The organism is Nocardia noduli (assembly GCF_019038455.1).
Taxonomy (GTDB): Bacteria; Actinomycetota; Actinomycetes; order Mycobacteriales; family Mycobacteriaceae; genus Nocardia; species Nocardia noduli.
Genome location: NZ_JAFMPL010000070.1, coordinates 1 through 12,420, shown reverse-complemented (window position 1 = coordinate 12,420; position 12,420 = coordinate 1). Strand labels below are relative to the sequence as shown.

General features: G+C 68.0%; 15 protein-coding genes. 7 read left to right on the top strand and 8 right to left on the bottom strand.

Going from position 1 to position 12,420, the window contains the following annotated elements:
- Window position 1 precedes the first annotated feature (1 nt).
- Together JZ792_RS28335 and JZ792_RS28330 are read right to left on the bottom strand one after the other, a co-directional pair.
- A complete protein-coding gene (locus JZ792_RS28335; protein WP_216915142.1) occupies window positions 2-424 on the bottom strand; it encodes an acyl-CoA thioesterase in 423 nt (140 codons plus the stop codon).
- Complete coding sequence (locus JZ792_RS28330; RefSeq protein ID WP_216915140.1) at window positions 421-1,395, bottom strand: AraC family transcriptional regulator; 975 nt, start codon at window positions 1,393-1,395, stop codon at window positions 421-423. Before JZ792_RS28330 ends, JZ792_RS28335 begins: the two co-directional genes overlap by 4 nt.
- A 40-nt stretch (window positions 1,396-1,435) precedes the next feature.
- On the opposite strand from JZ792_RS28330, the gene JZ792_RS28325 reads away from it, so the two are divergent.
- Complete coding sequence (locus JZ792_RS28325) at window positions 1,436-2,716, top strand: MFS transporter (RefSeq protein ID WP_216915138.1); 1,281 nt, start codon at window positions 1,436-1,438, stop codon at window positions 2,714-2,716.
- A gap of 18 nt (window positions 2,717-2,734) precedes the next feature.
- Here the strand turns inward: JZ792_RS28325 and JZ792_RS28320 are convergent, their stop codons facing one another.
- Window positions 2,735-3,346, bottom strand: a complete 612-nt coding sequence (locus JZ792_RS28320; protein WP_216915136.1) for an LppU/SCO3897 family protein — start codon at window positions 3,344-3,346, stop codon at window positions 2,735-2,737.
- A gap of 171 nt (window positions 3,347-3,517) precedes the next feature.
- Between JZ792_RS28320 and JZ792_RS28315 the strand changes: the two genes are divergently transcribed.
- On the top strand, window positions 3,518-4,168 hold the full coding sequence (locus JZ792_RS28315) for an MspA family porin (RefSeq protein ID WP_254190477.1): 651 nt from the start codon (window positions 3,518-3,520) through the stop codon (window positions 4,166-4,168).
- Window positions 4,165-4,470, top strand: a complete 306-nt coding sequence (locus JZ792_RS28310) for a hypothetical protein (RefSeq protein WP_216915134.1) — start codon at window positions 4,165-4,167, stop codon at window positions 4,468-4,470. Before JZ792_RS28315 ends, JZ792_RS28310 begins: the two co-directional genes overlap by 4 nt.
- A 110-nt stretch (window positions 4,471-4,580) precedes the next feature.
- Here JZ792_RS28310 and JZ792_RS28305 read toward each other — a convergent pair whose 3' ends face one another.
- The 3 genes from JZ792_RS28305 to JZ792_RS28295 are packed head-to-tail and all read right to left on the bottom strand — an operon-like array spanning window position 4,581 to window position 7,449.
- The gene (locus JZ792_RS28305; RefSeq protein ID WP_216915132.1) at window positions 4,581-5,999 is read right to left on the bottom strand and encodes an NAD(P)(+) transhydrogenase (Re/Si-specific) subunit beta; all 1,419 of its coding nucleotides are present in this window, start codon (window positions 5,997-5,999) and stop codon (window positions 4,581-4,583) included.
- A 5-nt stretch (window positions 6,000-6,004) separates the two neighbouring features.
- Window positions 6,005-6,331: an NAD(P) transhydrogenase subunit alpha part 2 gene (locus JZ792_RS28300; protein ID WP_216915130.1), complete on the bottom strand. Its 327-nt coding sequence runs from the start codon at window positions 6,329-6,331 to the stop codon at window positions 6,005-6,007.
- Window positions 6,331-7,449, bottom strand: coding sequence for a Re/Si-specific NAD(P)(+) transhydrogenase subunit alpha (locus tag JZ792_RS28295; protein WP_216915128.1), 1,119 nt, complete (start codon window positions 7,447-7,449; stop codon window positions 6,331-6,333). Before JZ792_RS28295 ends, JZ792_RS28300 begins: the two co-directional genes overlap by 1 nt.
- Window positions 7,450-7,856: 407 nt before the next feature.
- Between JZ792_RS28295 and JZ792_RS28290 the strand changes: the two genes are divergently transcribed.
- Genes JZ792_RS28290 through JZ792_RS28280 form a run of 3 tightly spaced genes read left to right on the top strand, consistent with a single transcriptional unit; the run spans window position 7,857 to window position 9,793 of the window.
- Entirely contained in the window at window positions 7,857-8,318 is a 462-nt protein-coding gene (locus tag JZ792_RS28290) for an HIT family protein (RefSeq protein WP_216915126.1), read from the top strand.
- On the top strand, window positions 8,315-9,151 hold the full coding sequence (locus JZ792_RS28285) for a maleylpyruvate isomerase family mycothiol-dependent enzyme (protein ID WP_216915124.1): 837 nt from the start codon (window positions 8,315-8,317) through the stop codon (window positions 9,149-9,151). The genes JZ792_RS28290 and JZ792_RS28285 overlap by 4 nt, the downstream gene beginning before the upstream one ends.
- A 3-nt stretch (window positions 9,152-9,154) precedes the next feature.
- The gene (locus JZ792_RS28280; protein ID WP_216915122.1) at window positions 9,155-9,793 is read left to right on the top strand and encodes a Type 1 glutamine amidotransferase-like domain-containing protein; all 639 of its coding nucleotides are present in this window, start codon (window positions 9,155-9,157) and stop codon (window positions 9,791-9,793) included.
- Window positions 9,794-9,843: 50 nt separating this feature from the next.
- Here the strand turns inward: JZ792_RS28280 and JZ792_RS28275 are convergent, their stop codons facing one another.
- Window positions 9,844-10,386: a GtrA family protein gene (locus tag JZ792_RS28275; RefSeq protein WP_216915120.1), complete on the bottom strand. Its 543-nt coding sequence runs from the start codon at window positions 10,384-10,386 to the stop codon at window positions 9,844-9,846.
- 31 nt (window positions 10,387-10,417) lie between these two features.
- Window positions 10,418-10,729: a hypothetical protein gene (locus JZ792_RS28270; protein ID WP_216915118.1), complete on the bottom strand. Its 312-nt coding sequence runs from the start codon at window positions 10,727-10,729 to the stop codon at window positions 10,418-10,420.
- 198 nt (window positions 10,730-10,927) lie between these two features.
- Here JZ792_RS28270 and JZ792_RS28265 point away from each other — a divergent pair, with 198 nt between their 5' ends.
- A complete protein-coding gene (locus JZ792_RS28265; RefSeq protein ID WP_438804392.1) occupies window positions 10,928-12,286 on the top strand; it encodes an FAD-binding oxidoreductase in 1,359 nt (452 codons plus the stop codon).
- The last annotated feature ends 134 nt before the right edge of the window (window positions 12,287-12,420 follow it).

The following is a 12,420-nucleotide window of genomic DNA, read 5'->3' as shown; positions in this document are numbered from 1 at the left end:
GTCAGTCGGTGACCAGCGTCGCCGCGGCCGTGCGGATGACCTCGGGGATCTCGACCGGTTTGCGCGTCTCCGAATCGACGTAGACGTGCACGAAGACGCCGGTGGCCGCCAGTTCCAGCGCACCGTCGGCCTCGCGGAAGATCGCGAGGTCGTAGGTGATGCTGGACCGGCCCAGGCGTGAGACGCGCAGGCCGACGCGCAGCTGATCGGGGAAACTGAGCGACCCGTGGTACTGGCACGAGGTCTGCGCGACCACCCCGAGCGCGGGCAGATTCCTGATGTCGGTGCCGGTGGCGTCGATGAGCCAGGCATTGACCGCGGTGTCGAAATACGAGTAGTACGTCACGTTGTTCACGTGGCCGTAGTGGTCGTTGTCCGCCCACCTGGTCGGCACCGGCCAGAGCACTGGATACTGCTGCGTCACCCCGCCGACGATAGCTCAGCGGGTGTCGCGCCGTGCCGGTGGTCACGCGGGCTGACGCCGAAATGGCGTTTGAACGCGGCGCTGAGCGCGAAGGCGCTGCCGTACCCGACCTGCCTGGCGATGGCCTCGATGGTCGCCTCGGAACCTTGCAGCAGATCGGCGGCGAGTTCGAGCCGCCACTCGGTGAGGAACGCCATCGGCGGTTCGCCGACCAGGTCGGTGAACCGGCGGGCCAGCGCGGCCCGCGACACCCCGACCGCCTCGGCCAGACCCGCGACCGTCCAGCCGTGCGCCGGATTGTGCTGCAACAGCCGTAATGCCTTGCCGACCAGCGGATCGCTGTAGGCGTGATACCAGGCGGGCGCCTCGTTACCCGCGAACCAGGCGCGCAGCGCGGTGATGAGCACCAGGTCGAGCAGTCGGTCCAGGACCGCGCCCTGGGCCGGTTCGTCCCTGGTCGCCTCGTCCGCCAGCAAGTCGAGGACGCGGCCGTCGAATTCACCGCGGCGCAGGACGACGAACGGCGGGAGCGCGCGCAGCAGCCGTTGACTCACGGCACCCGCGGATTCGTAGGTGCCGGTCACCATCACGGTGGCGCCGTCCGGATCGGTCCCCCACTGCCGCACGCCCAGTGTCAATGCCTCGCAGAGCAGTTCGCCGTCGAGGGTAGTCGTGACCTGGCCCGGGTGGATCAGGATCTGCGGGGTCGTTTCCGGCGAATCGGCCACCGTGTACGGCCGGGGCCCGCGCGAGATCGCGATATCACCCGCCTCCAGCCTGCGCGGCGCGGCGGATTCGGGCCGTTTCGGATCGGCGTCGGGCACGATCCAGGCCGTCCCGCGGACGATGGACAGCACGGTCAACGGCGACTCGTCCTGTATCCGCAGCGACCAGGGCGGGTCGAGCAGCGAGCAGACCACGAACGCACCCCTGGCGCGTGGACCTTCGAGCAGGCTGGCGAGGACATCCACCTCACCAGGGTAGACGCGGGTGCCGCCGGTACCCGGACGAATGTCGTCCCGCGCGGTACCGATCGTCGGTACCGTTGAACGGGTGCCTGTTCCGACGGTCGACCGCAGGCTGCGCCTGGCGCGCGCGGCGGTGTTCGCGGTGTTCGCGCTGAACGGCTGTCTGCTCGCGCTGTGGGTGGTGCACATCCCCGCGGTCTGCGATCGGACCGGAATCGCGAAATCCACACTGGGCAGCTTCATCCTGATACTCGCCGGGGCGGCGCTGATCGGCATGCGGATCAGCGGCCCGCTGGCCGATCGCTTCGGCAGCCGCGCCATGGTGGCGGTGGCGGCGTGCCTGATCTCGGTCACGGTGATCGGCCCCGGCCTGGCCACCGGGCCCGTCGGTTTGGCGATCGCGTTGGCCTGCTTCGGATTCGGCAACGGCGCGCTCGACGTGTCGATGAACACCCAGGCGGTACATGTCGAACGCGCCTACGGCAGACCCGTGATGTCGGCCTTCCACGCCCTGTTCTCCGGCGGCGGACTCCTCGGTTCCCTCGTCGGCGCGGCGGCGCTGCGAGCCGGGATGGATATCCGGCTCACCCTGACGATCGCCGCGGTGGCCGGACTCGGGCTCGTCGCGGCCGCGCTGCCGTTGCTCCTGCGTGACACCGGCACCGAATTCGTCGCCGACGCCGTCGAGATCGTGTCGGTTCCCGCCTCGGGGGCGGCGGTTTCCGAGCCGGGTGACGCCCCACCAGCCCTTCGGGCCCCCCACCGCACGAAGGTGCTCGGACTCGCCGTCGTCGCCTTCATCTGCCTGCTGACCGAGGGCGCGGCCGCGGACTGGAGCGCGCTACAGGTGCGCGACCATCTCGGCACCGACGAGGCCACCGCCGCACTGGCTTTCGCCGGCTTCTCCTTCACCATGACCACGGGACGGTTCGCCACCGATCGCCTCGCGGGCGCCTTCGGCCCGGTCGCGGTGGTGCGCTACGGGACGCTGATCTGCGCGGGCGGACTCGCGGTGATCCTGGCGTCGGTGTGGACGCCACTGACCCTGCTCGGCTGGGCCTGCGTGGGACTCGGCCTGTCGGGGGTGATCCCGCAGATCTTCACCGCCGCGGGCAATCTCGGCTCGGTGACCGTCGCCACCGACATGTCGCGCGTCTTCAGCATCGGCTATCTCGGCCTGCTCGCCGGACCGGCGCTCATCGGCTGGCTGACCGCCGTCGTCCCGCTGACCGCCGCGTTGGCCGTGCCACTGGTGGCGATCCTGGTCTGCGAACGGTTCGCGGGCATCGTCGCCCCGGTCGGCGGCGGGCCGGGACCTGGTTGACGTCGGCCCGGGGACCACTCATACCGGCGGGGCCAGGCAGAGCGTCATCGGTTCCGGTTGCGGGTAGACGATGGTGTCCTCGTCGGTCGCGGCGCTGCCGCAGGCCGAACGGTCGGCGGTGCCGCGCACGATCCGGGCGACCTTGAAATCGGCCGCGGCCGTGCAGGCCACCCGCGTGCTCGCACCCGTCAGCGCGCTGTCGACGCAGTCGCCTTCCCCGACATTGAGGCGAAGGCACAGCGTGTACTCGGCGCCGGAGGTCTGGTAGTAACTCGCGTAGTCGACGCTCGCGCATTCCGCGTCGACACCGTCGAGTCGCTGGGCCACCACGTAGTTGGCGTCGGCGTCAGCACATTCGGCGACCGCGAATTCGGCTTCGACCGTGCTGCCGGAGAGTTTCCCGCAGCTGCCGACCCGGACCGTCTCGTCGCCGGTCGCGAAATACGTGCGCGCCGCGAATATCGCCAGTCCGAGCACCACGAAAACACCGAGGAGTTTGAGTACCGCCACCAGAGTGCTCTCGCCGTGTTCGTCGTCGGGCGAATAGTCGTCGGACTCCGATAGGTGGTCCACATCACCCGGGGCGGGGTCGGCGGGTATCTGCCGCGGGTATTGCGGCGGCGTGCTCATACGTACTCTCCCTGGGTCGAACTCACCGCCGTCCGGCGGGCAACTCTGGCGGCAAATGTATCGGATTCCGGCCGACGACCGGCGACCGCCTCCGCCCCCGCGACATCGCCCGGAATGCGCAGGTACGTTGTATTTAGCCTGGGAAATGTTTCAGAGAATGAGGAAAGTCAGATGAGGAGCTCGACAAGAGCGCTGCTCTGTATGTGCGCGGCGGCGACGTCGGTTCTCGGCGGTGCGGGTGCGCTGGGTTTCCACGGCGCGGTGGCCGCCGCGGAACAGACAGCGGATAAATCGCGTGCCGTCACCACCGAGGACGGGTGGGAACTGCGGATCACCAAATCCGCGGAGAATGTGGACCGCGCGGCCAATCTCGCCAATACGCCACTGAGCCGGGAGGCTTTCGTCAGCCTTTCCGCCAGTGCCGATATCGGCGGCGACGGCCGGGTCGCGGTGGATTCGGGTTCCCTGCAACTCGGATATCAGGTCGGATGCCAGGTCGACGTTTCCAGTGGTGTCACCATGAGTCTCGGGGTGACCATGGGGCCGAGCGTCGGAATTTCCACCTCGGGAGTCAACGTCGGGGTGGGCGCGCAGGTCGTGCCGAGTATGTCGATGACGGCGAAACCGGGCAGCATCGTGAGCCTGCCCTTCGGGACGAAGGCGTTGGCGGGGCCGCGCGGTTCGATCACCACCGAACAGGTACAGATCAAGGTCGACGGCTGCCTCGGCGCGGTCAGCCTGCGCTCTTTCGCGATCGTGTCCATGTCCACCGCGACGGCCGACAATTCGATTTCGGTCTACGGCGATCCGGTGTGGCTGTGAGCCGGGCCGCGCGAACAGCGGCGGGCGTCCTGCTCGCGGCCGTGGCCTTCGCCCCGGTCGCCCAGGCCGCGCCCATCGTCCCCGTGACGCCCGAATCGGAATGCGTCGCCACCGAGACCTCCTGCGAGCAGCCCGCGACGAACACACCCGCCCCGCGTCCGCCTTCGCTGCCCCAACCCGGGGCGACGAATCTGATCCCGCAGCCCAAACCGGCCGCCCCCAACGCCAATCCGCCTGCGGGAGCGTTGGTTCCGCCGACACCGGGTGCCGGTCGCGGCGTTCCGATCGTCCCGGTCGGCTGATCCGGCCGGGTTCGCCCCGCGACCGAGCCCGACACACACGGCAGCCCCCGTTCGATGAACGGGGGCTGCCGCGCCCTGCGTGTCTACGACGCTGTAGACCAACAGCGGATCTACAGCGCCTTGAGCTCCTCGGTGACCGCACCGACGGATTTCTTGGCGTCGCCGAACAGCATGGAGGTGTGGTCGGCGTAGAACAGCGGGTTGTCGATACCGGCGAACCCGGAGTTCATCGAACGCTTGAGCACGATCACGCTGCGCGCCTGGTCGACGTTGAGGACCGGCATCCCGTAGATCGGGCTGGAGGCGTCCTCGCGGGCGGACGGGTTGGTGACGTCGTTCGCGCCGATGATCAGGGCGACATCGGTGCGCGAGAACTCGCCGTTGATATCGTCCATTTCCTTGAGCGCGTCGTAGGACACCTCGGCCTCGGCCAGCAGCACGTTCATGTGGCCGGGCATGCGACCCGCGACCGGGTGGATGGCGTACTTGACTTCCACACCCTTGGCTTCGAGCAGCGCCGCCATCTCCTTGACCGCGTGCTGGGCCTGGGCGACGGCCATGCCGTAACCGGGCACGACGATGACCTGATTGGCGTAGGCCATCTGGATCGCGGCGTCGGCGGCCGAGGTCGCCTTGGCCTGCTTGGCCTCACCGTCACCCGCGCCGGGTGCGGTGCCGCCGCCACCGAAGCCGCCCGCCACGATGGCCGGGATCGACCGGTTCATGGCCTTGGCCATGAGGTTGGTGAGGATGGTGCCGGACGCGCCGACGATCATGCCCGCCACGATCATGGCGGTGTTGTTCAGCGCCAGGCCCGCCGCCGCGGCCGAAAGACCGGTGAGCGCGTTGAGCAGGGAGATGACCACGGGCATATCCGCACCGCCGATGGGCAGCACGACCATCAGGCCGAGTACGCCCGCGGCGAGCAGCAACAGCACCATCCACCACCACGGCGCGCCGCCGTCGGAGGCTCCGAGACCGATGACGACCGCGGCGGCCACCGAGACGATGAGCAGCACCAGGTTCAGCGGCTGCTGGAGTTTTCCGACGCCGATCGGCTTGCCGGGCAGGATCTCCTGGAGCTTGCCGAAGGCGATCAGCGAACCCCAGAACGAGATCGAGCCGATGATCGCGGCGAACAGCGAACCGACGATGATGTGCACGGTCGGGGACTCGCCGTGCTTGAACGCCGAGAAACCGCTGGTGTCCAGGAATTCGGCCCATGCGATGAGTGCGACGGTGCCACCGCCGACGCCGTTGAACGCGGCGACCAACTGCGGCATCGCGGTCATCTTGGTGTACTTCGCGGGCGGCACACCGAGCGCGACACCCACGACGAGTCCGGCGACGATCAGAATCCAGTTGCCGGTGTCGCGCACCGCGATCAGGGTCGCCACCACGGCGATACCCATGCCGACCGCCGCGATCCAGTTGCCCCGCACCGCGGTCTTGGGGCCGGTCAGACCCATCAGACCGTAGATGAACATCGCGAACGCGACGATATAGAGAATATTGACGAGGTAGTCCATGACGTTTACTTCCCCGCCTTCTCGGCGCCGTCGGCCGGGACGGCCTTCTTACCCTTGAACATGCCGAGCATGCGGTCGGTGACGACGAATCCGCCGATGACGTTCAGCGTTCCGAACACCACGGCCACGAACAGGATGATCTGGATGCCGATGGACGGATCCTCCATCTTGCCCAGGGTGACCAGCGCACCGAGCACGACGATGCCGTGAATGGCGTTGGTACCCGACATCAGCGGCGTGTGCAGGGTGTTGGGCACCTTGGAGATGACGGCGAATCCGACGAATCCGGACAACACCAGGATCGCGATATTCGCGAGCAGTTCGGTATACATCAGGCCTGCACCTCCCGGGTCACACAGGAATCGGCGAGCACCTGATCATCGAAGTCGGGGACGACCTTGCCGTCCACCAGCATCAGTTCCAGCAGTGCCGCGATATTCTTCGAGTACAGCTCCGAGGCGTGCTCGGGCATGGTGGCGGGCAGGTTCAGCGGCGAGGCGATGGTGACCTCGTGCTTGACCACGGTCTCACCGGGTTCGGTGAGTTCGCAGTTACCGCCGGTCTCCCCCGCCAGGTCGACGATGACACTGCCGGGCTTCATACCCTCCACGGCGGCGGCGGTGACCAGGCGCGGCGCGGGACGTCCCGGCACCAGCGCGGTCGTGATCACCACGTCGAAACCCTTGATCGCGTTCTCGAGCGCCTGCTGCTGCTGAGCCTTCTCGTCGTCGGTGAGTTCGCGGGCGTAGCCGCCCTCGCCCGCCGCGTCGATTCCCAGGTCCAGCCACTGCGCACCGACCGAACGCACCTGATCGGCGACTTCGGGTCGCACGTCGTAGCCGGTGGTCCGGCCTCCTAGTCGTTTGGCCGTGGCCAACGCCTGAAGGCCCGCGACACCGACGCCGAGCACGAGCACGGTCGCCGGTTTCACGGTGCCCGCCGCGGTGGTGAGCATCGGGAAGAAGCGCGTCGACTCGGACGCGGCCAGCAGAACCGCCTTGTATCCGGCCACGTTCGCCTGCGAGGACAGCGCGTCCATCACCTGCGCGCGCGAGATACGCGGGATCGCCTCGACGGCGAACGCCTGCACCCCGGCATCGGTGAGGGCCTCGATCTGATTGTCACTGTTGCGCGGCGCGAGGAAGCCGATGAGCGTCTGTCCCTTGGACAGTTTCGCCACCTCGGCGTCGCTGGGTGGGGCCACCTTCACGACCACCTCGGCCGACCACGGATCACCGATGGTCGCTCCGGCCTCTATATACGCCTCGTCGGGGATGAGCGCACCCAGTCCGGCGCCGGATTCCACGACTACCTCGACACCCTGTTTCAACAAGGCCGGGATAATCTTGGGCACCAATGCGACACGCCGTTCGCCCGCGTTAGACTCGCGAACGACTCCGACACGCGCTCCGCGCGGCGACGAGTCGCCCGCGCTCTGCGTTGTCTCCACTTGTCAGACTTCCTTCTCGTGCTGGCCATTAGCCACCGAACGACGGATGAATGAAGTTACTCGTGAGTAAGTTCATCCGAATCCTCGCAACTGTATCCGGCTCGCGGTGAGCGTAGCTGAGATGCCCATCACACGCCCGAACCACCGTGCGCACGCCAGGACACCCGAGCCGCCGCCTCGCGGCCGCGCCGGGGTCGCCTCGATCGCCGATCGGTGTCGCGAACGCCGCGCCGTCGATACTCATCGACGCAGGTGAGCGCCACGCTTCCGGCCGCACGCGCTACACGACGAGAATCGGGAACGGACAGCATTCCGGTGGTGTGTCGCACTCGGAAACAGTGATGTGCATCATGTCGGATGCCCGATTCGGGGTGTTCGGGGTCCCGCACAGGTCGTAGGGTCGCGGTGTGAATGCTTGCGTCTTCTGCCGCATCGTGGCGGGCGAGGCTCCGTCGACCAAGGTCTACGAAGACGGCACCCTGTGCGCGTTCCTCGATATCCGGCCCATCGCCACCGGACACACGCTGATCATCCCGAAGAAGCACGCCGCCGAACTCGACGATCTGGACGCCGACCTCGGCGCGGAGATCTTCCGCGCCGGACACCGACTCGCACTGGCGATGCGGCGCGGCGCACTGGCCGCCGACGGGGCCAACCTGATACTCAACGACGGCAGGGCCGCCTTCCAGACCGTCCCGCATATCCATCTGCATGTCATCCCGCGCAGAAAAGGCGATCTCTTCGGCGTCACGAAGGGATTCCTGCTGCGCCGATCACACGATCCGGCCGGAACCGCCGCGAGTATCCGAGCCGGGCTCGCGGCACTGGACGACGACAACGCGCGCGATATCGAAGGGACACAGTCATGACCGAACCGACGCCGGACCGGATCGAGACGATCGACCTGCTCGCACAGCAGTGGCAGGCCGTCACCGCGCTGGTCGCCGACCTGGACGAAGACGGCTGGCGCACACCGACCGCTCTGCCCGGCTGGACGGCCTTCGACGTCGTCGCCCATATGATCGGCACCGAATCGTGGCTGCTCGGCGAGAAACCGCCCGCACGTGACACTGCCGAGAACGAGATCGACGTGCGTGAACTCCCGCACGTGCGCAACGAGACCGCCGTGATGAACGAGATCTGGGTCGACCGACTGCGCCCGTTGACCGGCGCGCGACTGCTCGAGATGTTCGGCAGCATCACCGACCGACGCCTCGCCATGCTCGGGAAGATGGGCGACGCCGTCTGGAAGACCCCCACACCGTCACCGGTCGGCCAGGTCACCTACGGCCGATTCATGCGGGTACGCCTGTTCGACTGCTGGATGCACGAACTCGATATCGCCGACGCGCTCGGCAGGACAGTCGACGAGGGCGGACCGCGCGGGGAGGAGGCCTTCGCCGAATTCGCGGAGTCGCTGCCCCGCGTCGTCGTGAAACGCGGGAAGGCCCCGGACGGCTCCCGGATCGCCATCGATCTGACCGGCCCGCTCGCGCGGACGCTGTCCATCGAAGTCGACGGCCGAGCCGCCTACGCCGACACCTTCGGCGAACCCACCGTGACGGTCCGCCTCGATTCGGGTCTGCTGGTCCGGCTCGGCGGCGGCCGCACCACCGCCGACGAGCATTCCGGCGACATCACCGTCACCGGCGACGAGGAAGTCGGACTGCGCCTGGTGCGCAACCTGGCCTTCACCCTCTGACCGATGCGACTTTTCCTGTCCAGCTACCGTTTCGGCGCGCACGCCGACCGACTGCGCACCCTCGTCGGCGAGCCCGGTCGTGTCGCGGTGATCCCCAACGCCTGCGATGCCTGGCCGCACTACTGGAATGCCATCGACTCCATCGATATGAACCCGCTCCGTTCGCTCGGCTACCGCCCCGAAATATTCGACCTCCGCGATTTCCTCGGCCGCCCAGCCGATGTGGAGCGGAAACTCGCCGAATTCCCCATGGTGTGGGTCCGCGGCGGCAACACCTTCGTCCTGCGCGCCCAATTCGCCCGCAGCGGAGCCGATCTCGCCCTCCCGCGCCTCCTCGCCGCCGACACACTCGTCTACGCCGGTTACAGCGCGGGCGCGTGCCTGCTCACCCCCGACCTACACGGCCTGGAAACCAGCGACGATCCGGGCGAAGTGGTCACCACCTGCGGAATCGAACCACTCTGGGACGGACTGGGATTGGTCGATCGCCCGATCGTCCCGCACCTGAATTCCCCCTTGGACCCGGAAGGTTCGGGTGACGAGCTGGCCGCGCGGCTCACCGCGGACGGCGTCCCACACTGGGGACTGACCGATGAAGGAGTGGTCGTCGTCGACGGCGATCACGTCGAAGTGCTCCGATAGCGGATGCGACCGGTCGCCTCGTTGCCGCAGAGAACTGCGTGCCGCGCGGCTCAGCGATCGGAACCCGCCGACACCGACGCGGTTTCGGAGCGGCGAGTGCGGAACACCACCCAGCGCATCGCGCTGTACATGTAGACCGCTTCGCAGCCACCCGCCAGCAACCGGGACAGGTGATATTCGAGGCCGAGGGCGGTGAGGCCGGTGCCGACGCCGAGGATGAACGCGACGTAGTTGATCGCGACCACCACGACGTAGATCGCGGCCTGGCGGCCCACCGGGGCGTGCGAATGAAAGTTGAAGGTGCGGTTCAGGAAGAAACTCAGCCCGAAAGCGCAGATGTAGCCGAGGGTGACCGAGAGCCAGATCGGCCAACCCCACCATCCGTGGAAGATCGTGAGGAGCAGCAGATCCACCGCGAAGGTGAAGCCGTTGATCAGCGCGAAGCCGAGAAAGGTCGGCGGAACGAGACTGTTCAGGCCGAACGGCAGGCGGGCGACGACCGCCTCGCACCACCGGGTGAACCGGTCGGCGAGGGTGTCGGTGGTGGCGGCCGGATCGAGCACGGCGCCAGCATGCCAGCGGTAGGTGTCCATCAGGTGAGCACTCGGCGAACCGAGTGGTGCCTCAGCCGAGGCGCGACCGCGATTCCGGCCGGTCCAGTGCCGCCCATTCCGCCAGCGTGCGTCGCGTGGTGACGGTGTCGGCCCCCGCCAGCAGGGCATCGAGCAGCACCGTCGGATCGGCCCGCCACTGCTCGGCGATCCTCGCCAGCGCGTCGGCGCCGAACAGTCCTGAGCGGTCGAGCGCGGTGAGCCATTCGCCGAATTCACCCGCGCGGATCCGGCGCAGCGCCGCGACGTCGACGCCGCCTTCGACCGCCTCGCCGTCGAAGGCCGCGCTCACCAGTTCGCGGTAGTCCGGCGTGTGGCTCGGCATCCGACCAGCCTCCCTTGTCATCGAATTCCGGACGGCGTCCGTTCCCACGCGACCCCTGCTCAGCGGATATGACCGCAGCGCACCCTGCGCATACCGTAGCGCCGGTGCGCGGCCCGTGGTAATCCCATAGTTCCCCGGCCCGCGCGGTCCTCGAGAATTTCCGGGCATACCGGGACGGGAACGTTACCGTGGACGATTGTGGACCTGCATGACCTGATCGATCTGCTTCCCGACGGCGCCGTACTCACGGATCCGGACCTGCTGGCCGGTTATCGCCACGACTGGGCCCGCGATCCCGGGGCGGGGACGCCGCTGGCGGTGGTGCGCGCGACCAGCACCGCAGACGTCGGCGCGACGCTGCGCTGGGCCGACGAGCATCGGGTGCCCGTGGTGCCACGCGGCGCGGGCTCCGGGCTGTCCGGGGGTGCGACGGCCGTCGACGGCGGGATCGTGCTGAGCACCGAGCGGATGCGCGCGATCACCGTCGATCCGGTCACCAGGACCGCGGTCGTGCAGCCCGGATTGTTGAACGTCGAGGTCAAACGCGCGGTGGCCGAACACGGGCTGTGGTACCCGCCTGACCCCTCGTCGTTCGAGATCTGCTCGATCGGCGGTAATGCCGCCACCAACGCGGGCGGGCTCTGCTGCGTGAAATACGGGGTGACCACCGACTACGTACTCGGCATGGAAGTCGTGCTCGCCGACGGCACCGCCGTGCGGCTCGGCGGGCCGCGACTCAAGGATTCGGCGGGACTGTCGCTGACCAAACTGTTCGTCGGCAGCGAAGGCACACTCGGCGTCATCACCGAACTGACACTGCGGCTGCTGCCCGCCCAGCCGCGCCAGAGCACCGTCGTCGCGACCTTCGCCTCCCTGACCGCCGCCACCGAGGCGATCCTCGCCATCACCGGAATGTTGCGACCCTCGATGCTCGAATTCATGGACTCGGTGGCGATCAACGCCGTCGAGGACGAGATGCGCATGGGTTTGGACCGATCCGCCGCCGCGCTGCTCGTCGCACGCTCGGACGCACCCGGCGAATTCGCCGCACGCGAGGCCGAACTGATGGTGGCCGCATGCGAGAAGGCCGGAGCCTCGGAAGTTTTCCACACCGAAGACCCCGACGAAGGCGAAGCGTTCACCGCCGCGCGACGCTTCGCGATTCCCGCCGTGGAACGGATCGGCCCGCTCCTGCTGGAAGACGTCGGTGTTCCGCTGCCTCGACTGGGCGACCTGATCACCGGCATCGCCGCGATCGCGCGGCGCAACGACGTACTGGTCTCGGTGATCGCCCACGCGGGCGACGGCAACACCCACCCGCTGATCGTGCACGATCCCACCGACGCCGCGAATACCGAACGTGCGCACCGGGCATTCGGCGAGATCATGGAACTGGCCATCGAACTCGGCGGAACGATCACCGGTGAGCACGGCGTCGGCCGACTCAAGAAAGCCTGGCTGCCCGCCCAGGTCGGGCCCGAGGTGATGGCACTGACCCAACGCGTGAAAGACGCGCTCGATCCACACGGCATCCTCAATCCGGGGGCTGTGATATAGCGGCCGGGGCCGCGGGTTCGCGGCCCCCTTTGTCTCGCGTCCGAGTGGTCGAGACTCGCGACTGCGTCGCATTGTCTCGACCACTCGGACGCGAGACGGGCCGCGAACGGGGCGCTCGTAAGGCTCGCGCCGTG

What these genes read in the sequence shown, in the direction of transcription:
- JZ792_RS28325 (WP_216915138.1), top strand. Translation starts at nt 1,436, where the DNA reads ATGTCGTCCCGCGCGGTACCGATCGTCGGTACCGTTGAACGGGTGCCT.
- JZ792_RS28320 (WP_216915136.1), bottom strand. Translation starts at nt 3,346, where the DNA reads ATGAGCACGCCGCCGCAATACCCGCGGCAGATACCCGCCGACCCCGCC.
- JZ792_RS28315 (WP_254190477.1), top strand. Translation starts at nt 3,518, where the DNA reads ATGAGGAGCTCGACAAGAGCGCTGCTCTGTATGTGCGCGGCGGCGACG.
- JZ792_RS28305 (WP_216915132.1), bottom strand. Translation starts at nt 5,999, where the DNA reads ATGGACTACCTCGTCAATATTCTCTATATCGTCGCGTTCGCGATGTTC.
- JZ792_RS28300 (WP_216915130.1), bottom strand. Translation starts at nt 6,331, where the DNA reads ATGTATACCGAACTGCTCGCGAATATCGCGATCCTGGTGTTGTCCGGA.
- JZ792_RS28285 (WP_216915124.1), top strand. Translation starts at nt 8,315, where the DNA reads ATGACCGAACCGACGCCGGACCGGATCGAGACGATCGACCTGCTCGCA.
- JZ792_RS28280 (WP_216915122.1), top strand. Translation starts at nt 9,155, where the DNA reads ATGCGACTTTTCCTGTCCAGCTACCGTTTCGGCGCGCACGCCGACCGA.
- JZ792_RS28275 (WP_216915120.1), bottom strand. Translation starts at nt 10,386, where the DNA reads ATGGACACCTACCGCTGGCATGCTGGCGCCGTGCTCGATCCGGCCGCC.
- JZ792_RS28270 (WP_216915118.1), bottom strand. Translation starts at nt 10,729, where the DNA reads ATGCCGAGCCACACGCCGGACTACCGCGAACTGGTGAGCGCGGCCTTC.